Raw genomic sequence first — 17926 nt, 5'->3', positions numbered from 1 at the left:
CGTCGCCGGGTCCCGGAGCTCGGGATCGGTCTACTCGAAGAACTTCAGGCCCCAGCCGGTGTCCGCGGTGGGTCCGGGAACGTTGGCGCGGCGATATGTGGTGTCGCCCCACCAGGCGAACGATCCGGTGTACCAGTAGCGGTTGTCCCAGGAGTACGGCGTGCCCTTGGGTACGGCGTGGAACATCGACGGGAAGCGCGGCCCGGCCGGCGGGCTGGTGCCGATGTCCCCGTTCAGCAGTACGAAGGTGTGGTGTCCGGGGCCGTTGACGTACAGCGTGGGGTCCCAGCCGGCCATCATCGTCGAGCGGTTGGAGCCGAAGAGGCAGCCGTTGGACTTGTACCAGTCCCACACGTACGTCGGGTCGCCGCCGGCCCGCAGGCGCAGGTCGGCCAGGCAGTACTGGTCGCTCCAGCTACCGTTCGCCGAGTAGACGATGTGCAGTTGGCCGCCCGGGTCCCGGATCGCCTCGGGCGCCTCGTTGATGAACGGGTTGCCGACCACGCGCTCCCAGCTCTCCCGTGGCTGGGAGATGATGGAGCGGGCCCCGGTCGGCGTGGTCGGGCTGCTCATCCGGGCGATGTAGAGGTTCTGCTCGACGTTGGTGTCGCCGGCCCAGCCCGACCAGACGAACCAGCGCTGCCCGTTGAAGGTGAACAGGGTGCCGTCGATGGCCCACTTGTCGTCCGGGAGCGCCAGCCGGGTCTCACCGCCGTAGCCGCTGTCCGGGCTCGCGGAGCTGATGACGAACATCCGGTGGGCGGCGCCCCGTCCGGCGGTGAAGTAGATGTAGTAGCGCCCGCCGTCCGTGGTCAGCTCCGGCGCCCACACCTCCCCGCGCCCCTGAGTGTCCGACCACACCTGCCGGGCCGGCGCGGAGGCGAGCCCGGCGGTGGAGGACGCCTGCCGCACCGCGATCCCGCCGCCGGTGGACTGCACCGAGATGTAGGTGCCGCCGACCCGGATGACACTCGGGTCGGCCGCCCGCATAGAAGTCTGCTCCGCCGTGGCCGGCCCGGCGGAGGAGAGCGACAGCAGCGAGGCGAGAACGCCCAGCACCGTGAGCACGAGGGCGGCATGGATGCCGCGAAATGGTTTCATGCCGGTCTTCTACATCGATGCAAGGACCCTGCCCACCCCTCTTGCGGACCCAAGTCCTCCGCGCCGACAGGGGGTTTGACGCTCCCGGCGGCGGTTCCTGCTGAGGCGGGTGGGTCACCAAGCCACGGGCAGCTTCAGGGGAAACCGACGGATCGTCTCGGTGTCCCAGCGCACTTCCTCCGGCGGCACGGCCAGCCGCAGTCCGGGGAAACGCTCCAGGAGTCGCCCGACGGCGACTTCGAGTTCCGTCATGGCCAGGGGTACCGCGATGCACCTGTGCCCGCCCCAGCCGAACGTCATGTGGGGACGGTTCGGCCGGCCGACATCGATGACGTCCGGGTTCGGGTAGCGCTCCGGGTCACGGTTGGCCGCCAGGTAGGACACATGAACGAAGTCCCCTGCCCGGATTCGGGCACCGTCCAGCTCCACGTCCTCCAGAGCCAGCCGGGGGATTCCGACCCCGTTGCGGAACGGGATGTAGCGGAGCATCTCGTTCAGAACCCCGGTCAGGTCCGCGGGCCGGCGCCTGAGGTGGTCCGCCAGCTCGGGACGAGTGAGGAGGAGATAGATGATGTTGCTGATCTGACAGGTCGCCGTGTCCTGACCGCTGAGTGCCAGCGTCAGGGCGGTGACCGCCAGTTCCCTGTCGCTGAGACAGTCGTCGCCGTACCGGGCCTCGGCCATCAGACTGATGAGGTCCTCGCCCGGCGACTTCCGGCGCAGTTCGACGAGTTCGCCGAAGTAGACCGTGAGGTCTGCCTTCGCTTCCGCGGCGGCCTCCTTGTTGCCGGCACCGACGACCAGCAGCCGGAGCACGGACTCCTGCAGGCGCGGCCAGTCCTCGCGCGGGACGCCGAGAAGGTCCAGGACGGTGTGCTGGGGAAGCGGATCGGCCAGCAGCCCCACCACGTCGGCCGGCGGCCCCTGTTCTTCCATCTGGTCCAGAAGACGGTCCGCGAGCCGGACGATACGGGGCCGCATCTCATCGGCCTGCTGCTGGGTGAACGCCTGCGAGGCAAGTTGGCGGACGCGGCTGCTGTGCGGCGGGTCCATGACGTTGATCGACTCGGGCGAGACGATGGGCTCCGGCGTCAGCCGGGGGTAGTCGTGGCCGATGATCGCAGCCCGGCTGAGCCGGGGATCGGTGGTCACCCGTTTGACGGCGTCGAAGCCGGTGACGATCCACGCCTCGGTATCGCCGTAGGGAAGCCTGACACGGACAGGGGAATCCCGCCCCATCAGGTCGGTGAGCGCGGGATCGAACTCAAGTGCGTCACTGAAATCAAACGGACACGCAGCTGTCTCTTTGTCGATGAACACCAGACGGCTCCTCTCGGTACGGACAAGTACGGGATGGACGGCGCCCACGCGCGGCTGAGCCCTTTGGCGACATGCGGTGTGCGCCGGGAGCGCGATGGTCACGCAGAGTAGGCGCGAACAGAGTGTGACCCGGTACTACGGCACTTCGAAGCCGCCACGCCATGCTGATGAACCATGTTCTGCTTCAGGCATCACGTGACCCTGCCGGATTCCCGGCAGGGTCACGTGATGTGGAGGGCGGGGCCCTGTCCTGGGTGAGCGGCTTGCCGACCGACCTCGGCTACCGTCCGCTGCCGGTCTGACGGCCCGGCCTCACTTCAGATGGCGGGTGAAGAACTGCGCGGCCGCGTCCCCCGCGAACTGGGGGACTCCGGTGTGCCCGCCCATATTGGCGTGCAGTGTCTTCTCCTTGGAGCCGAAGGCGTCGAAGAGGTCCAGGGCCGCCTGCCGGTCGTTCCCCTCGTCGTCCCACTGCAGCAGGACGTGCAGGGGAACGGTGACCTGCCGGGCCTCTTCGAACATGGCGCGAGGCACGAGACTCCCGGCGAACAGGACAGCGGCCGCGACACGAGGCTCGACCACCGCCAGCCGGATGCCGATGGACATCACTCCGCCCGAGTAACCGACCGGGCCGCCGATCTCGGGCAGCGACAGCAGGGAGTCCAGGGCGGCCTGCCATTCGGGGACCGCCTTGTCGACCAGCGGGAGGACGAGTGCGTCGACGATCTCGTCACTGACCGCCTCGCCGGCCTCCATCGCACGGCGCAGGTCGGCACGGGCCTGCTCGACGGCGGGCAGGCGGGGCCGGTCGCCGCTGCCGGGGAGTTCGATGGTGGCTGTGGCGAAGCCCTCCGCCGCGGAACTCCGGGCCCGGGCCACCAGTCGGGGGTACATCCCGCGGAGACCCAGGGGAGGGTGGCCGAGCAGGATCAGCGGCGCGGGTGCGGACGCGGAGACCGATGCCGGTGTCCACAGGATGCCAGGGATGTCACCGAGGGCGAATTCGCGTTCGAGGAGGTTGTCGTCGAGGCGCTGCTCGGAAGTGAAATGCATGGTCGTGCCTTTCGGGAGTGCACTGAGACGGCGCTCCCGGACGACCTGTCTACCGCCCGACCGTGACCCCGGAGGAGGGGAGCACCCATGTCGATACTGCGTTCACGGGTACCACCTCCTCGATCTCTCGCACGGCCTCCGGAAACGTAGCAGGGGGTCGCCCTCGTATGCCAACGGGTTTTCGCGCAGTCTCCATGGCCGGATGCCACGGAGACCCACACTCCCGTGCCGAACTATGTTGCCCCACCACATGTGCCCCTGACCTGCCCCTTCCTACGGTGTGCCGACACCCGTCCCCACCGCACACAAGGAAGTGGCGCACATGGCACCCGAGTCCACCGCTCCCCCACCCCCGGCGAAGCTCCCCCGCATCGTCGCCGCCAGCCTCATCGGCACCACCATCGAGTGGTACGACTTCTTTCTGTACGGGTCGGCGGCGGCCCTGGTGTTCAACAAGCTGTTCTTTCCGGACTCCGATCCGCTGGTGGGGACGCTGCTGGCGTTCGTGACGTACGCGGCGGGGTTCGCGGCGCGGCCGCTCGGGGCGCTGGTGTTCGGACACTTCGGTGACCGGCTGGGGCGCAAGAAGCTGCTGGTGCTGAGCCTGCTGCTGATGGGGAGCGCGACCTTCGCCATCGGTCTGCTGCCCACCCACGCCACGATCGGCACCGCCGCGCCGGTGCTGCTCACCGTGCTGCGGCTGGTGCAGGGGTTCGCCCTGGGCGGTGAGTGGGGCGGCGCCGTGCTGCTGGTGTCCGAGCACGGGGACGCACGCAGGCGGGGCTTCTGGGCCTCGTGGCCGCAGACCGGCGCGCCCGCCGGGCAGTTGCTCGCCACAGGGGTGCTGTCCCTGCTGACCGCAGTGCTCTCGGACGACGCGTTCGTCGCCTGGGGCTGGCGCATCCCCTTCCTGCTCTCCGGGGTGCTGGTCGTCGTGGGGTTGTGGATACGCCTCTCCGTCGATGAATCGCCCGTGTTCAAGCAGGCGTTGGCGCGGGCCGAGGCCCGGCGGGGCGAGGCGCCGGAGAAGCTGCCACTGGTGTCCGTGCTGCGCCACCACTGGCGCGAGGTGCTCATCGCCATGGGCGCCCGCATGGCGGAGAACATCAGCTACTACGTCATCACCGCCTTCATCCTCGTCTACGCCACCACCGCCGCCGATATCTCCAAGCAGACCGCGCTCAACGCCGTACTCATCGGCTCCGCCGTCCACTTCGTGGTGATCCCGGCCTGGGGCGCGCTGTCGGACCGGGTGGGGCGGCGGCCGGTGTACCTGTTCGGGGCGGCCGGGATGGGCCTGTGGATCTTCCCCTTCTTCGCGCTGGTGGACGCCGGCTCCTTCGGCAGCCTGGTGCTGGCCGTCAGCGTCGGGCTGATCCTCAACGGCGCCATGTACGCACCCCAGGCGGCGTTCTTCGCGGAGATGTTCGCCACCCGGATGCGCTACTCGGGTGCCTCGATCGGCGCCCAGTTCTCCTCCGTGGCGGCCGGTGCGCCCGCTCCGCTGATCGCCACCGCTCTGCTCGCGAAGTACGACAGCGCCACCCCGATCGCCCTGTACGTCATCGCCGCCGTCCTGCTGACCCTGGTCGCCGTGGGCGTCGCCCGCGAGACCCGGAACCGGGACCTCGCCGATGTGACGGCGGACGGCACCCCGTCCGGCCCGGTGGACACGGTGGCCAAGGCCCCGGCTCCCTGACCGGCTCGGTGCGCTGACCGGCCCGGTGCGCTGACCGGCCCGGTGCGCTGACCGGCCCGGTGCGCTGACCGGCCCGGTGCGCTGACCGGCCCGGTGCGCTGACCGGCACCCGCGCGGGTGCCGGTCAGCGGCGTCCCGGTGCCGCCAGCCCGTGCAGGCGCAGGGCGAGTTGGATCTCCAGTACGCGGGACGGTGTCTGCCAGTCCGCGCCCAGCAGGCGGGCCACCCGCTCCAGCCGCTGGGCGACGGTGTTCACATGGACATGGAGCACGTCCTTGGTGCGGGCCGGGCTCATCGCGGCCGCGAAGTAGGCGTCAAGGGTGCGCAGCAGGTCGGTGCCGCGCTGCGCGTCGTATGCCACGACGGGGCCGATGGTGCGTTCCACGAAGCCGGCGATGTCCCGGTCGCCGGCGAGCAGCAGCCCGAGGAAGCCGAAGTCCTCGGCGGCCGCGCCGTCCCCGGCCCGGCCGAGCAGTTGCAGCGCGTCCAGGCAGCGGCGGCCCTCGGTGTAGGCGGCGGCCACCTTGTCGGGGCGGGCGGCCAGCCCGGTGACGGGGGCGGAGGCGCCGACGGTGACCGGCTGATGGACGGCGATGCCGAGTTCGCGGGCGGTGCGGCGGGCCAGTTCCGTGGCGGTGTCGCCGCTGTCGAGCGGGAGCAGCAGGACGGTGCCGCCGTCGCGGGTGGCGGCCAGGCCGTGCCGGGTGGCGGCGAGGTGGGACGCGGCGGACCAGAGACGGCGCCGGGCGGCGGCCTCCTCGTCGGCGTCGGCCGAGGCCGCGTCGAGGCGGGTGGCGAGGACGGTGTGGGTGGCGTCCAGGTCGGCGTCCAGCCTGACGGCGCGTTCGCGGAGCAGGCGCGGGTCGCGGTCGTGGGCGTCGAGGAGGTCGTCCAGCAGTTCGCCGCGCACGCGCCGTTCGGCCTCGGCGGCGGAGCGGCGGGCGAGCAGGAGGAGGGAGGTGACCATCGCGGCGCGTTCCAGGGTGCGCTGGTCGACCGGGTCGAGGTCGGGGTGGCCGTGCAGGACCAGCGCGCCGAACACCTCCTCCCCCGCGGCCACGGCCGCGATCCAGTCGGGTCCGTGGCGCACGGCGTGCCCCTCGGCGCGGGACGCCTTCAGCGCCTCGGCCGGGGTGGTGCCGGTCTCGGTGAACTGGACCGCACCGTCGAGGACTTCGGAGACGGCGTCGGCCACGTCGTGCACTCCGCCGCCGCGCAGGACGAGTTCGGCGAGCCGGTCGTGCACCTCGGAGGCGCGCTCTATGACGGCGCTGCGGTCCTGGATGACCTCGCTGGCGCGCTCGAGTCCGGCGAGGGCGGACCGGGTCTCGGTGAGCAGGTTGGTGGTGTCGATGGCGGCCGCGGCGAGGGCGGCGAAGGAGCCGAGCAGGGCGATCTGTTCGCGTTCGAAGACCCGTGCGCGCCGGTCGGCGGCGAACAGCACGCCGATGACCTGCGGCCCGAGCGTCAGCGGAACGCCGACGATGGCGAACAGGCCCTCGTCGCGCACCGCGACATCGATGGTGTCGGTGTGCTGGAAGCGGGCGTCCTGGAAGTAGTCGTCGGTGACGTACGGCCGGGCCGTCTGGGCGACGAGTCCGCCGAGCCCCTCGCCCATGCCGAGGCGCAGTTGCTGGAAGCGGGCCGAGACGGAGCCCTCGGTGACCAGCATGTAGGTGTCGCCGCGCGCCGGGTCGTTGAGGCTGAGGTAGGCGATGTCGGTGGCGAGCAGGGAACGGGCGCGCTGCACGATGGCCCGGAGGACCGCGTCCACATCCCTGAGCCCGGCCAGGTCGTGGGCGGTCTCGAAGAGGGCGGACAGCTCGGCCTCCCTGCGGCGCCGCCCCTCCAGCTCCGCGCGGACGCGCAGCGCGAGGAACTTGGCGTGTTCGAGCGCCGCGACGCGTTCGACGGACTCGCGCTCGGCCCGGGCGAGGAGGACAGGACGCTCGTACGCCTCCGGAGAGGCGTCGCGGGCGAGGAGTTCGAGGTACGGGGCCTCCGCACAGGCGACGGCCCCCGCCGCGGCGGCCCCGGTGGCGGGGCGCGCGGCCGACTGGAGTTGATCGGGAGACATGGCCACAGGATCGCTCATCGCGGGCCCGGCCCGTCAGCCCTGTGGACAACTCCACGAGGGCCGGTCGGACGCCGGTTCAATGGGCCGTCCATCCGCCGTCCAGCACCAGCGAGGTGCCGGTGACGAAGGACGCCTGCGGTCCGCACAGATAGGCGACGGCCTCGGCGACCTCCTCGGGTTCGATGAGCCGGCGCAGGGCGCTGTCCTTGAGCAGGACCTCGGAGAGGACGCGTTCCTCGGGGATGCCGTGCGCCTCGGCCTGGTCGGCGATCTGCTTCTCCACCAGTGGGGTGCGCACATAGGCCGGGTTGACGCAGTTGGACGTCACACCATGTGGGGCGCCCTCCAACGCGGCCGTCTTGGACAGGCCCTCCAGCCCATGTTTGGCAGCCACATAGGCCGACTTATAAGCGGAGGCGCGCAGACCATGGACGGAGGACACATTGACGATGCGCCCCCAGCCCTGCGCGTACATATGTGGAAGCGCGCCACGGATGAGCCGGAAGGGCGCCTCCAGCATCACGGTCAGCACGGTGTGGAAGACCTCGGGCGGGAACTCCTCCAGCGGCCGCACCAGTTGCAGCCCGGCGTTGTTCACCAGTACGTCGGTCCCGGCGGCGGCGCGCTCGGCGGCGTCGAGGTCGGTGAGGTCCAGCTCATGCGGTACGACGCTGCCCGCGAGGCCCTCGGCCCGCCGGGCCAGCTCGGCCAGGCCCGGCCCGTCCAGGTCGACGGCACGCACCTCGGCCCCGGCCGCCGCCAGCCGGAGCGCGCAGGCGCTGCCGATGCCTCCGGCGGCCCCGGTGACGAGGGCGACCCGGCCGGCGAGGTCCAGGGCTGACGGGGTGCTGGGCTGAGGGCTGGGCGAGATCATGTCCCGACCCTAGTGACGCGCCCCCAGCTCACCACATAGGGCGAGAACCCATACTTCAGCCGAGAGTCATAGGGTCGAACCATGTGGGTGTCTCGGACAGTGCCTGCTTGATCCGGAGCAGCGAGAACTCGTTCAGCTCCGGCAGCGCGTCCACCGTGAACCAGTCCACGTCCAGCGACTCGTCGTCGTTGACCCGCGCCTCGCCGCCCACGGCCCGGCAGCGGAAGGTGATGTCCATGTACTGGCACACGTCACCATTGCCGTAGGTGACGGGCTGCAGAGCCTGGACCAGGACGACCCGCTCGGGCACGCAGTGCACGGCAGTCTCCTCGAAGACCTCCCGCACCGCGCACGCGGCCGGCTGCTCCCCCGGCTCCGGGATGCCACCGACCACCGACCACTTGCGGGTGTCGGTACGGCGGCCCAGGAGCACCCGGCCCTCGTCGTCGAAGACGATCGCGGTGACGCCGGGGAGCCAGAGCAGCTGGGTGCCCGCCGTGGCCCGGAGCTCGGTGATGAATTCAGGTGTAGCCATGGACCCGACCCTAAGGGGCCGCGTGCGGGCCGTTCGCCGGGGTCAGGGGCGTACGGCCGGTCGTACGGCTACGCGCCACCGGCGCGCCGACCGCGCACCACGGCCGTACCGGCCCAGCCGAGGCCGCCCGCCGCGACCAGCAGCAGCGCCAGCTCGGGCAGGATGCCGAGCCGGGTCGCGGGTGTCTCGGAGGTGCGCAGCGGCACCTTCATGTCGATGTGGGCGGGGACGAACATTCCGGTGTGCCGCGCGACCCGCCCGTCCGGCATGATCACCGCGCTGACGCCGCTGGTCACGGGCACGGTCACGGTCCGGCTGTGCTCGACGGCGCGGACGCGGGACATGGCGAGCTGCTGGTAGGTCATCTCGCTGCGGTCGAAGGTGGCGTTGTTGCTCGGCACGGAGATCATCTGGGCGCCGTGGGTGACGGTGTCCCGCACGGCCCAGTCGAAGGCGGCCTCGTAGCAGGTGGCGAGGCCGACCTTGACGCGGCCGAAGCCGAAGACGCCCGGCTTGTCGCCCCGGCTGAAGTCCTGGCGGACCATGCTGGTCCACTCGCCGTTGATCGCGCCGATGAGCGGGCGCATCGGGAGGTACTCCCCGAAGGGCTGCACCTGGCGCTTGTCGTAGGTCTGGAGGGGGCCCTTGACCGGGTCCCACAGGATCTGCTCGTTGAGCAGCTTCCCGTCCCGCTCGACGACCGACCCGACCGAGATGGGCGCGTCGATCGCCTCGGCGGCGCCCTGGATGACGGCGGCCGCGTCGGGGGCGGCGAAGGGGTCGATGTCGGAGGAGTTCTCCGGCCAGAGCACGAAGTCGGGGCGCGGCGCCTTGCCCGCCGCGACATCGGCGGCGAGCTTCAGGGTTTCGCGGGCGTGGTAGTCGAGCACGGCGCGCCGCTGAGCGTTGAACTCGAGCCCGGAACGGGGCACGTTGCCCTGGATCACGGCGACCGTCGCCGTCCCCGCCTCGGCCTTGTCGCTGACCAGCGCACGCGCGCCGACCGCGCCCGCCACGGGCACCGCCACGCTGAGCAGCGCTACGGCTGCGGCGGACCGCCGTACCTCGCCGTCGCGGCGGCGCAGGATCAGCCGGACGGCCTCGTAGAGGCCGAAGCCGCACAGGACGACGCCGAAGCCGAGCACCGGGGTGCCGCCCACCGCGGCGAGCGGCAGGAAGACGCCGTCCGCCTGTCCGAAGGCGACCTTGCCCCAGGGGAAGCCGCCGAAGGGCATGCGCGCGCGTACCGCCTCTCCGGCGATCCACACCGCCGCGGCCCACACCGGCCACGCGGGCAGCCGCGACACGGCGTTGACGCCCACGCCGACCAGGGCGACGTAGACCGCCTCGATGACGACCAGAGCGAGCCAGGGGCCGGGGCCCACCTCCACGCCGGTCCACACCAGCAGCGGCAGCAGGAACCCGAGGCCGAAGAGGTAGCCGAGGCCGAGCGCCGTCTTCCAGGTCCGGCCACGCAGCGCCCAGGCGAAGCCCGCGAAGGCGGGCAGGGCCAGCCACCACAGGGTGCGGGGCGGGAAGCTGACGTAGAGGAGCACGCCGCTCAGCGCGGACACGAGGGCCGGGACCAGGCGGCGCGGCAGACGGGCGCGCGCGCTCTGTGCCGGGGGCGGCTGGAGCCGGTCCGGCTGGTCCACGGAAGTTGCGGTGACGGTCACCCTGGGGAGTGTACGGCGGTCCGCGCGCCCCCTGACATGCCGGTGGGCACCGCCGGGAATCACGACGTTCCCGCGCAACTCGTCCACAAATCGGCGCACAGCCGTTAGCGTGTGCCGAGCCTCGGCAGTGCGGCCGGTCCCGGCCGGATGCTGTCGCGAGGTGCGGCCACAGGTCGGGGGACCGGGTGCGAGGGGCTACGGGTGGCGTCGACGGGGATGGAGTGCGCGTCCGACGCGGGCGCGGACCGTGCGGGGCGGAACGTTTCCGACGGGACGGGGATGATCCTGCTCGGGCTGTGCGCGGCCTGGGCGCTGATCTCGGCGGCGGCCCACGACGGGCGGCCGGAGGGGATGCTGCTGGCGGTGCTCGCCACGACGGCGGGCTGCGCGGCCGGGCGGATGTCCGGGGCACTGCTGCCGGTGGCCGCGCCGTGCGCCGGGGCGGCGGCCGCGCTGGTACTGGCCGTGACGATGCCCGGCCCGATACCCGGTCCCGCCTACGCGGCTCCGCTCGGACAGGCCGGTGCCGTCGCCGCGCTGCTGGCACTGGCCACCGGGGCGCTGTGCTGCGCCGCCTGGTCGACCCCGGTGCCGGGGCTGCGGCCGCTGCTGTGGCTCCTGGCGGCCGCGGTGGTGCCGGCCGGGGGGCTGCTGGGGTCGCCGGGCGGCTGCGCGGCCGGGGGCGCCGTGCTGCTGTGCTCGGTGGCCGCGGGTTCGATGCCGCACCGGGGTGCCGGGCTCGCGGGGCTGGCGGTCGCGGCCGGGGTGGCGGTGGGCGCGGTGTGGGGGCTGGCGTCGGGGGTGCTGCCGGGTGGGTTCGCCGAGGAGTTCACGGAGCGGATCGGGCCGTACCGGGTGGGGCTGTGGGGCCGGGCGCTGCGGCTGGCCCGTGAGGCACCGGTGTGGGGTGTCGGGCCGGGGCGCTTCGGCACGCCGGGCGATCCGGCGGGGCGGCCGCACTCGGCGCCGCTCCAGCTGCTGGCCGAGCAGGGTGTCGTGGGGGTGTTGCTGCTGGCGGGCGTGTTCGCCTGGGTGCTGCATGCCCTGTGGCGGGCCGCCCGTCCGACGCCGGTGGTGCTGACGGCCGGGGCGGCGCTCGCGGCGCTGGCGGTGATCGCGTCGGTGGGCGACGCGCTGAGCTTCACCACGGTGACGGCGGGCGCGGGCCTGCTGGTCGGCTGGGCGACGGCGCGGCCGTGGGGCGAGGAGGAGCGGGTGCCCTGCGCGGAGCCGTCGCACCGGCAGGAGCGGGTGGGCTGAGCGGGTTCAGTGCGCGTTGTCCGGGGTGGTCGCGCGCAGCCGGGCCCGGATGGCGCGCACCGCCGACTCGGCGTCGTCCACGGTGATGGTGAAGGTGTGGCCGTCCCACAGGCTCAGCACGATGCCCTCGCCCCGGCGGACGACGACGGCGGTGCCCTTCTCGGGGCGCCAGCGGTAGCCCCAGCCGCCCCAGTTACGGGGGGTGACGTGCGGGATGTAGTCGGCGCCGACGACCTGGGAGAGCGGGATGCGGCGGCGCGGCAGCCCGACGTGGCCGCAGCGGACCTCCAGGGAGTCCTGGTCGAGCTTGAGGTCCACGTGCACGAAGGCGAGGGTTCCGAACAGGACGAGCAGCCCGACCGCGATGCAGCCCACGACGGACATGACCAGGGCGATGATCCCGGAGGTCCAGGCGGACTGCACGGCCAGCTCGATGCCGAGCGCCATGCAGGCGGCGCCGGCCAGCGCCAGAACCCACTGCACGCGGTTGGTGGCGCGTCCGGTCCAGACGTCGGGGTGCGGGGCGTCCTCGGCGTCGCGGTGCTCCCTCATGTCTATGAGGTTACCCAGGTTTCGCCGAGGTGGTACGTGCTCACGGAGAGGTACTGCTCCGTGCGGGCGGCCCCCGGCGGGGGCCGTGCCCGGTGTCACATCCGGTCGGCGAGCGGGCCCGCCGCGGGCAGCAGACGGCCCTCGGCATAGTGCAGCGCGGTCGCGGGCAGCGCGCCCTCGCGGCCGCTCAGCAGCACGGTGAGGGCGCCTTCGGCGGGGGCGTCGGGCGCGGGCCGCTCGCCGATTCGGCGCAGCGCCTGGGCGGCGACGGCCCCGGCGGAGCCGTGCAGGACGAGGGGGGCGGCGCCGGGTTGCTGTACGGCGGTGCGGATACGTTCCGCCACCAGTTCGTAGTGGGTGCAGCCGAGGACGACGGTCGTCACGTCGGGCGGGGTGAGTTCCGCGGCGGCGGCGACGGCGGCGGCGATGGCCGGCTCGTCCGCGTGCTCGACGGCCTCTGCCAGGCCCCAGCAGGGCACCTCGGTGACCTGGACGCCGTGTGCGAAGTCCGCGATCAGGCCACGCTGATAGGGGCTGCCGGTGGTGGCGGGGGTCGCCCAGATCGCCACGTGTCCGCCGCCGGCCGAGGCGGGCTTGATCGCGGGGACGGTACCGATCACCGGGATGCCGGGTTCGCAGCGGGCGCGCAGCGCGGGCAGGGCGTGCACGGTGGCCGTGTTGCAGCCGACGATGAGGACGTCCGGCCGGTGTGCGGCGGCGGCCTCGGCGACGGCGACGGCACGCCGGCTCAGGTCCTCGGGGGTGCGCGGCCCCCAGGGCATGCCGTCGGGGTCCAGGGAGAGGACGAGATCCGCGTCGGGCCGAAGGCGGCGTACCGCCGCGGTGGCTGCGAGGAGGCCGATTCCGGAGTCCATGAGCGCGATCTTCACCCGGTCACGATAGTCGATGGCCGCCGGTGGGCCGTTCCGGTGGGGCAGACTGCGGCCGTGAGCGCCATCGTGTGGACCGCCGCCGTCTCCCTCGCCGTCTGGTGCTGGCTGCTGCTGGGCCAGGGTTTCTTCTGGCGCACCGATGTACGGCTGCCTCCGCGCCGCGAGCCCGAGGTCTGGCCGCCGGTCTGCGTGGTGGTCCCGGCCCGTGACGAGGCGGCCGTGCTGCCCGCGAGCCTGCCCTCGCTGCTCGCCCAGGACTATCCGGGCCGGGCGGAGGTCTTCCTGGTGGACGACGGGAGCCGCGACGGTACCGGGGAGCTGGCCCGCGAACTGTCCCGGCGGCAGGGCGGGCTGCCGCTCACGGTGGGCTCGCCTGGTGAGCCGCCCGAGGGCTGGACGGGCAAGCTGTGGGCGGTGCGGCACGGGATCGCCCTGGCACGCGCGCGTGACCCCGAGTACCTGCTGCTGACGGACGCGGACATCGCGCACGCCCCGGACAGCCTGCACTCGCTGGTCGCGGCGGCCCGTACGGGTGACTTCGACCTGGTGTCCCAGATGGCCCGGCTGCGCGCCGAGAGCCCCTGGGAGCGGCTGGTGGTGCCGGCCTTCGTCTACTTCTTCGCCCAGCTGTACCCGTTCCGGTGGATCGGTCGCCGGGGCGCGCGTACGACGGCGGCGGCCGGGGGCTGTGTGCTGCTGCGGGCGGACATGGCCGAGCGGGCGCGGATTCCGGACGCCGTCCGGCACGCGGTCATCGACGACGTGGCCCTCGCGCGCGCGGTACGGGCGAGCGGCGGCCATCTGTGGCTGGGTCTGGCGGACCGGGTGGACAGCGTCCGCCCCTATCCGGGGCTGGGCGAGCTGTGGCGCATGGTCTCGCGCAGCGCGTACGCCCAGCTCCGGCACAGTCCGCCGCTGCTGCTCGGCACGGTGGCGGGGCTCGCGCTGGTGTATCTGGTGCCGCCCGCGGCGGTGGTGGTGGGCGCGGCCATGGGGGACACGCCCACGTGGGTGCTCGGCGCGGTGGCGTGGGCGGTGATGGTGGGGACGTACATGCCGATGCTGCGCTATTACCGGCAGCCGCTGTGGCTCGCTCCTCTGCTGCCGTTCACTGCGTTCCTCTATCTGCTGATGACTCTCGACTCGGCCGTCCAGCACTACCGGGGCCGGGGCGCGGCCTGGAAGGGCCGCACCTACGCGCGTCCCGACGCCGTGCCGGACGAGGGCTGAGCGCGGCTCACTTGCGGCCGGGCGTCCAGTTCATGCCCCAGCCGTAGGCCCCGTCGACGGTGCGCTGCGGGCTCACCCCGCGCTCCGGGACCAGATAGCGGGCCTCGCGCCGGACGACCAGGTCGCCGCCGGTGTCGGTGATCAGCGCGAGCGCGCACACCGTGGAGGGCACCGTGCACTCGTCCAGCGAGAAGTCGATCGGGGCGCCGTGCTGCGGCCGGAGGGTGACGGTGGCGTGCAGGTCGGCGAAGGAACTGGCGCCCTCGTAGATGGTGACGAAGACCAGGACGCGTCTGAGGTGCTCCTTGTGGTCGAGGCTGATGGTGAGGTTCTCGCCGTTCGCCGCGGCACCGGTGCGGTCGTCGCCGTCGAGGTGGATGTAGGGCGGCCGGTCCAGCGCCCCGAAGGCGTTGCCGAGGGCCTGTACGACGCCTTTGCGGCCGTCCGCGAGTTCGTACAGCGCGCACAGGTCGAGGTCGAGGTCGCCGGGTCCGGCGCCCCGGTGGCGGCCCGTGATGCGCTTGCGCGTCTGCCAGTTGAGGTTGACGCGCATGACGCCGGAGGTGCCGCCCTGCTTGGCCAGCGAGACGGAGGGGGCGGCCTTGGTCAGCGTGACCTTGGAGGGCTGGAGCGGGGGCGCGGCAGGAGCGGGGGGCGCGGCCGGATGCTGGGGTACGTCGACGGTGATGCCGAAGTCCGTCGCCAGGCCCGCCAGTCCGCTGTCGTACCCCTGTCCCACGGCGCGGAACTTCCAGGAGCCCTGGCGGCGGTAGAACTCGCCGAGGACGAACGCGGTCTCCACGGTGGCGCCGGTACTGTCGAACCGGGCGGCGCTGTCTCCCGTGACGGCGTCCGAGATCTGGACGGCGAGGCCGGGGACCTGGCCGAAGGTGCCGCCGTCGGCCGAGGCGGCGAGGACGATCCGCTCGATGCCGGCCTCCACGCGCGCGAGGTCGACGAGCAGGGTGTCGGTGACGTGCGCCCCGGCGGTCTCCTTGCCCTGGTGGCGGACCGCGCCGGAGGGGTGCGCGGGCTGGTTGTAGAAGACGAAGTCGCCGTCCGCGCGGACTCTGCCGTTCGCGAGCAGCAGCGCCGAGGCGTCCACGTCGGGGATGCCGGGGCCTGCCCGGCGGGTCACCTCGACGCGGAGCGCGGTGGTGGGCACCGGTGTGTTCGACCCCTTCGGCATGGACATGTCCGCCCCCATCTGAAGATCTTCCGACGCTCCGTCAACCGCCGGTAACCCGGCAGGAACTCGGCTTTTACACGATCCAAACGCCGGATGGAGTCCATTTTTGGCAAGTTCGCTCGGATTAGCGATCCCAGATCGCCGTCGACACGGAAAACAACCCTCTTATCGGTCTCCCCAACCAGCACATCGTGGGCTTAACTTATGTGCCATGACCTCCCCCCGCTCCACCTATGGCGGCGGCTACTACTCCGCCTCCTTCCCGGACACCCCGATCTACGACTCGCTCGTGGCCGAGCGGGGCACCCCGCAGATCGCCCCGATCAGGGTCCCGGCCGCGTACGACACCGGTCTCGGCATGCCGTCCTCCCCCGGTATGCCCTCCCCCGGCGGCAACCTCCCCGCGCTGCCCTCCGCTCTCCCCGCCCTTCCCGCGGCCCCCTCGCCGCAGCCCTCTGCGTACGGCTACCCGCAGGCGCCGCAGGCGGCCCCCATGCAGCCGACGCCCACCGCGTACATCCCGCAGCAGGCCGGCGCCCCGCGCGGCTACCCCGGCGCGCAGCCCCAGCAGCCGCGCCCGGCGGCACCCACGGGGTACGAGGCGATGCGCCCGGCCGCGCCCAGGCCGCCGCAGCAGCCGTACCAGGAGCAGCCGTACAACAACCAGCAGTACCGCGGGTACTGATCCCGTTCCGTCTCCGTGAGGCGCCGTCTGGCAAGGTGGCGGCATGGGGAACGCGGCACTGCGATCGATCCACATCCACCCGGTCAAGGCATTCCGGAGCCTGCCGCTCCTTCGGGCCGAGGTGGAGCCCTGGGGGCTGGCCGGTGACCGGCGGTGGGCGCTGATCGACGACGGGGGGAAGGTCGTCACCCAGCGCGAACAGCCCCGTCTCGCGTGCGCCGTCGCCGAGCTGTCGCCCGGCGGCGGCATCCGTCTGTCGGCGTCCGGTCATCCGCCGCTGACGGTGCCCGTACCCCGTCCGGCCGGGACCATGCCGGTCACCCTGTTCGGCCGCAAGGTCGAGGCGGTCCTCGCCTCCGAGGCCGCCCACCACTGGTGCTCCGCGTACCTGGGGATGCCCGTCCGCCTGGTCCACCTCGACGACCCGGCCACCCGCCGTCCCGTCGACCCCGACTACGCCCGGCCCGGCGAGACGGTGAGCCTCGCCGACGGCTACCCCCTGCTGGTCACCACGCTCGCCTCGCTCGACGCCCTCAACTCGGCGCTGGCCGAGGGCCGTCACGCGGGCGAGGGACCGCTGCCGATGAACCGCTTCCGGCCCAACGTGGTCGTCGCGGGCACCGAGGCGTGGGACGAGGACCACTGGACCGGGATCTCCATCGGGGACGTCGACTTCCGGGTCGCCCGGCCCAGCGGGCGCTGCGTCGTCACCACCGTCGACCAGGCGACCGCCGTACGCGGCCGCGAGCCCCTCTACACCCTGGCGCGGCTCCGCAGGCGCGACGGGCGGCTGCTCTTCGGCCAGAACCTGGTGCCCCTCACGACCGGCACGATCCGGGTCGGCGACCCCGTGCGCGTCCACACCTGACGCCCCCTCACCTCCGGTCGGCTGTTCGGGCGCGCGGACGGGGAACTCGGAGCCCACCCGGGTCGTTGGGCGGAACATGAGAAATCCGTGAGAGAAACCGCATCGACGTGATGTCCTTCTCCCGTGCCCTCTTCACCGGGCCGGGGGATGAGCGGGGCCGACACGGGGCAGGACGGGGGCGTCGGAGCGAAGGGGGTGGGGGCGTGCGCACCATCAGCGGTCTGTGGCGCTGGCGCGGCAATCCGCTGCGCCGCCCGACCGACGTCGCCGAGGCATGGGTGTGCCTCCTGGCACTGCTGCTGACCATCGTGGCCATGCCCGTCGTCGGTACGGTGACCGGGTCCGCCGCGCAGGACTCGCTGCGCCGGTCGGTGCGCGAGCAGCGGCACACCCGCCATCTCGTCACGGCCACCGTGCTGCGCACCCTCGCGCAGGCTCCGCCGGAGACCGATCCCGACACGGGCGCGGCCCGCACCTCCCGCAGCCGGGTCCTGGCCGGGTGGACCGCGCCGGACGGCACCCGTCGGCAGGGCGCGGTACTGGCGGACGTGAAGTCCCCCCGCACGGGTGAGCACTTCAAACTCTGGACGGACCCGAGCGGGCGAATAACGACCCGGCCCCTGGACTCCGCCACCGCGCGGGCGCACGCGGTGCTGGCCGGTTTCGGGGCCGCCGTGGTGGCGGCCGGCCTCGTCGAGAGCGTGCGGCGTCTCGCCGTCTGGCGCATGGTCCGCCGCCGGTACGCGAGTTGGGACCACGCCTGGGACCGGGCGGGCCCGGACTGGGGCAAGGCCGGTACGGGCAGCTAGGGCTAGGAACTCTCGCGACAGGCCCCGGGGCCGGCTTCCGGCTCTGGTCGGCCCGCCGCCCGCGCGCACGCTACGGTGGACCGGCCGACTCGCTTTCGGCATCGA

At 72.7% G+C, this 17926-nt stretch carries 16 protein-coding genes; 6 read left to right on the top strand and 10 right to left on the bottom strand.

Annotation, left to right across the window (positions count from 1 at the left end; all coding sequences use genetic code 11):
• Positions 1–30 precede the first annotated feature (30 nt).
• From ACIGA3_RS15035 to ACIGA3_RS15025, 3 genes are all read right to left on the bottom strand, one after another.
• Positions 31–1101 carry a glycoside hydrolase family 43 protein gene (locus ACIGA3_RS15035; RefSeq protein WP_399714893.1) on the bottom strand — a complete coding sequence of 357 codons (1071 nt, stop codon included), beginning with the start codon at positions 1099–1101 and terminating at the stop codon, positions 31–33.
• 114 nt (positions 1102–1215) lie between these two features.
• Complete coding sequence (locus ACIGA3_RS15030) at positions 1216–2421, bottom strand: cytochrome P450 (protein ID WP_399714890.1); 1206 nt, start codon at positions 2419–2421, stop codon at positions 1216–1218.
• 312 nt (positions 2422–2733) lie between these two features.
• Positions 2734–3474 carry a dienelactone hydrolase family protein gene (locus ACIGA3_RS15025; protein ID WP_399714888.1) on the bottom strand — a complete coding sequence of 247 codons (741 nt, stop codon included), beginning with the start codon at positions 3472–3474 and terminating at the stop codon, positions 2734–2736.
• A 322-nt stretch (positions 3475–3796) separates the two neighbouring features.
• Between ACIGA3_RS15025 and ACIGA3_RS15020 the strand changes: the two genes are divergently transcribed.
• On the top strand, positions 3797–5173 hold the full coding sequence (locus ACIGA3_RS15020; RefSeq protein ID WP_399714886.1) for an MFS transporter: 1377 nt from the start codon (positions 3797–3799) through the stop codon (positions 5171–5173).
• Between the two features lie 124 nt (positions 5174–5297).
• Here ACIGA3_RS15020 and ACIGA3_RS15015 read toward each other — a convergent pair whose 3' ends face one another.
• From ACIGA3_RS15015 to lnt, 4 genes are all read right to left on the bottom strand, one after another.
• The gene (locus ACIGA3_RS15015; RefSeq protein ID WP_399714884.1) at positions 5298–7250 is read right to left on the bottom strand and encodes a helix-turn-helix domain-containing protein; all 1953 of its coding nucleotides are present in this window, start codon (positions 7248–7250) and stop codon (positions 5298–5300) included.
• A 76-nt stretch (positions 7251–7326) separates the two neighbouring features.
• On the bottom strand, positions 7327–8124 hold the full coding sequence (locus tag ACIGA3_RS15010; protein WP_399714881.1) for a 3-hydroxybutyrate dehydrogenase: 798 nt from the start codon (positions 8122–8124) through the stop codon (positions 7327–7329).
• A gap of 55 nt (positions 8125–8179) precedes the next feature.
• Entirely contained in the window at positions 8180–8659 is a 480-nt protein-coding gene (locus ACIGA3_RS15005) for an NUDIX hydrolase (protein ID WP_399714879.1), read from the bottom strand.
• Between the two features lie 68 nt (positions 8660–8727).
• Positions 8728–10335 carry an apolipoprotein N-acyltransferase gene (gene lnt, locus ACIGA3_RS15000; protein ID WP_399714877.1) on the bottom strand — a complete coding sequence of 536 codons (1608 nt, stop codon included), beginning with the start codon at positions 10333–10335 and terminating at the stop codon, positions 8728–8730.
• A gap of 279 nt (positions 10336–10614) precedes the next feature.
• Here lnt and ACIGA3_RS14995 point away from each other — a divergent pair, with 279 nt between their 5' ends.
• On the top strand, positions 10615–11595 hold the full coding sequence (locus tag ACIGA3_RS14995; RefSeq protein WP_399715414.1) for an O-antigen ligase family protein: 981 nt from the start codon (positions 10615–10617) through the stop codon (positions 11593–11595).
• A gap of 6 nt (positions 11596–11601) precedes the next feature.
• Here ACIGA3_RS14995 and ACIGA3_RS14990 read toward each other — a convergent pair whose 3' ends face one another.
• Both ACIGA3_RS14990 and ACIGA3_RS14985 read right to left on the bottom strand, forming a co-directional pair.
• Entirely contained in the window at positions 11602–12147 is a 546-nt protein-coding gene (locus tag ACIGA3_RS14990) for a hypothetical protein (protein WP_399714874.1), read from the bottom strand.
• A 95-nt stretch (positions 12148–12242) separates the two neighbouring features.
• Positions 12243–13037 carry a glutamate racemase gene (locus ACIGA3_RS14985; RefSeq protein WP_399714872.1) on the bottom strand — a complete coding sequence of 265 codons (795 nt, stop codon included), beginning with the start codon at positions 13035–13037 and terminating at the stop codon, positions 12243–12245.
• 57 nt (positions 13038–13094) lie between these two features.
• Here ACIGA3_RS14985 and ACIGA3_RS14980 point away from each other — a divergent pair, with 57 nt between their 5' ends.
• On the top strand, positions 13095–14270 hold the full coding sequence (locus tag ACIGA3_RS14980; protein ID WP_399714869.1) for a glycosyltransferase: 1176 nt from the start codon (positions 13095–13097) through the stop codon (positions 14268–14270).
• A 7-nt stretch (positions 14271–14277) separates the two neighbouring features.
• Here the strand turns inward: ACIGA3_RS14980 and ACIGA3_RS14975 are convergent, their stop codons facing one another.
• A complete protein-coding gene (locus ACIGA3_RS14975; protein WP_399715411.1) occupies positions 14278–15459 on the bottom strand; it encodes a TerD family protein in 1182 nt (393 codons plus the stop codon).
• Between the two features lie 211 nt (positions 15460–15670).
• Here ACIGA3_RS14975 and ACIGA3_RS14970 point away from each other — a divergent pair, with 211 nt between their 5' ends.
• From ACIGA3_RS14970 to ACIGA3_RS14960, 3 genes are all read left to right on the top strand, one after another.
• Positions 15671–16144, top strand: a complete 474-nt coding sequence (locus ACIGA3_RS14970) for a DUF6643 family protein (protein WP_399714866.1) — start codon at positions 15671–15673, stop codon at positions 16142–16144.
• A 43-nt stretch (positions 16145–16187) separates the two neighbouring features.
• Complete coding sequence (locus ACIGA3_RS14965) at positions 16188–17012, top strand: MOSC domain-containing protein (RefSeq protein ID WP_399714864.1); 825 nt, start codon at positions 16188–16190, stop codon at positions 17010–17012.
• 203 nt (positions 17013–17215) lie between these two features.
• The gene (locus tag ACIGA3_RS14960; RefSeq protein WP_399714861.1) at positions 17216–17821 is read left to right on the top strand and encodes a hypothetical protein; all 606 of its coding nucleotides are present in this window, start codon (positions 17216–17218) and stop codon (positions 17819–17821) included.
• The last annotated feature ends 105 nt before the right edge of the window (positions 17822–17926 follow it).

The organism is Streptomyces sp. NPDC085596 (genome assembly GCF_044541565.1).
Lineage (GTDB): Bacteria > Actinomycetota > Actinomycetes > Streptomycetales > Streptomycetaceae > Streptomyces.
The sequence above is the reverse complement of the archived record's forward strand: the minus strand, read 5'-3'. Positions and strand labels throughout refer to the sequence as shown.

Excerpts from the sequence above, each read along its gene's own strand:
- ACIGA3_RS15010 (WP_399714881.1), bottom strand. The coding sequence starts at position 8,124 with ATGATCTCGCCCAGCCCTCAGCCCAGCACCCCGTCAGCCCTGGACCTC.
- ACIGA3_RS15025 (WP_399714888.1), bottom strand. The coding sequence starts at position 3,474 with ATGCATTTCACTTCCGAGCAGCGCCTCGACGACAACCTCCTCGAACGC.
- ACIGA3_RS14965 (WP_399714864.1), top strand. The coding sequence starts at position 16,188 with ATGGGGAACGCGGCACTGCGATCGATCCACATCCACCCGGTCAAGGCA.
- ACIGA3_RS14990 (WP_399714874.1), bottom strand. The coding sequence starts at position 12,147 with ATGAGGGAGCACCGCGACGCCGAGGACGCCCCGCACCCCGACGTCTGG.
- ACIGA3_RS15005 (WP_399714879.1), bottom strand. The coding sequence starts at position 8,659 with ATGGCTACACCTGAATTCATCACCGAGCTCCGGGCCACGGCGGGCACC.
- ACIGA3_RS14995 (WP_399715414.1), top strand. The coding sequence starts at position 10,615 with ATGATCCTGCTCGGGCTGTGCGCGGCCTGGGCGCTGATCTCGGCGGCG.
- ACIGA3_RS15020 (WP_399714886.1), top strand. The coding sequence starts at position 3,797 with ATGGCACCCGAGTCCACCGCTCCCCCACCCCCGGCGAAGCTCCCCCGC.
- ACIGA3_RS14970 (WP_399714866.1), top strand. The coding sequence starts at position 15,671 with ATGACCTCCCCCCGCTCCACCTATGGCGGCGGCTACTACTCCGCCTCC.
- ACIGA3_RS14975 (WP_399715411.1), bottom strand. The coding sequence starts at position 15,459 with ATGCCGAAGGGGTCGAACACACCGGTGCCCACCACCGCGCTCCGCGTC.
- ACIGA3_RS15035 (WP_399714893.1), bottom strand. The coding sequence starts at position 1,101 with ATGAAACCATTTCGCGGCATCCATGCCGCCCTCGTGCTCACGGTGCTG.
- ACIGA3_RS15015 (WP_399714884.1), bottom strand. The coding sequence starts at position 7,250 with ATGTCTCCCGATCAACTCCAGTCGGCCGCGCGCCCCGCCACCGGGGCC.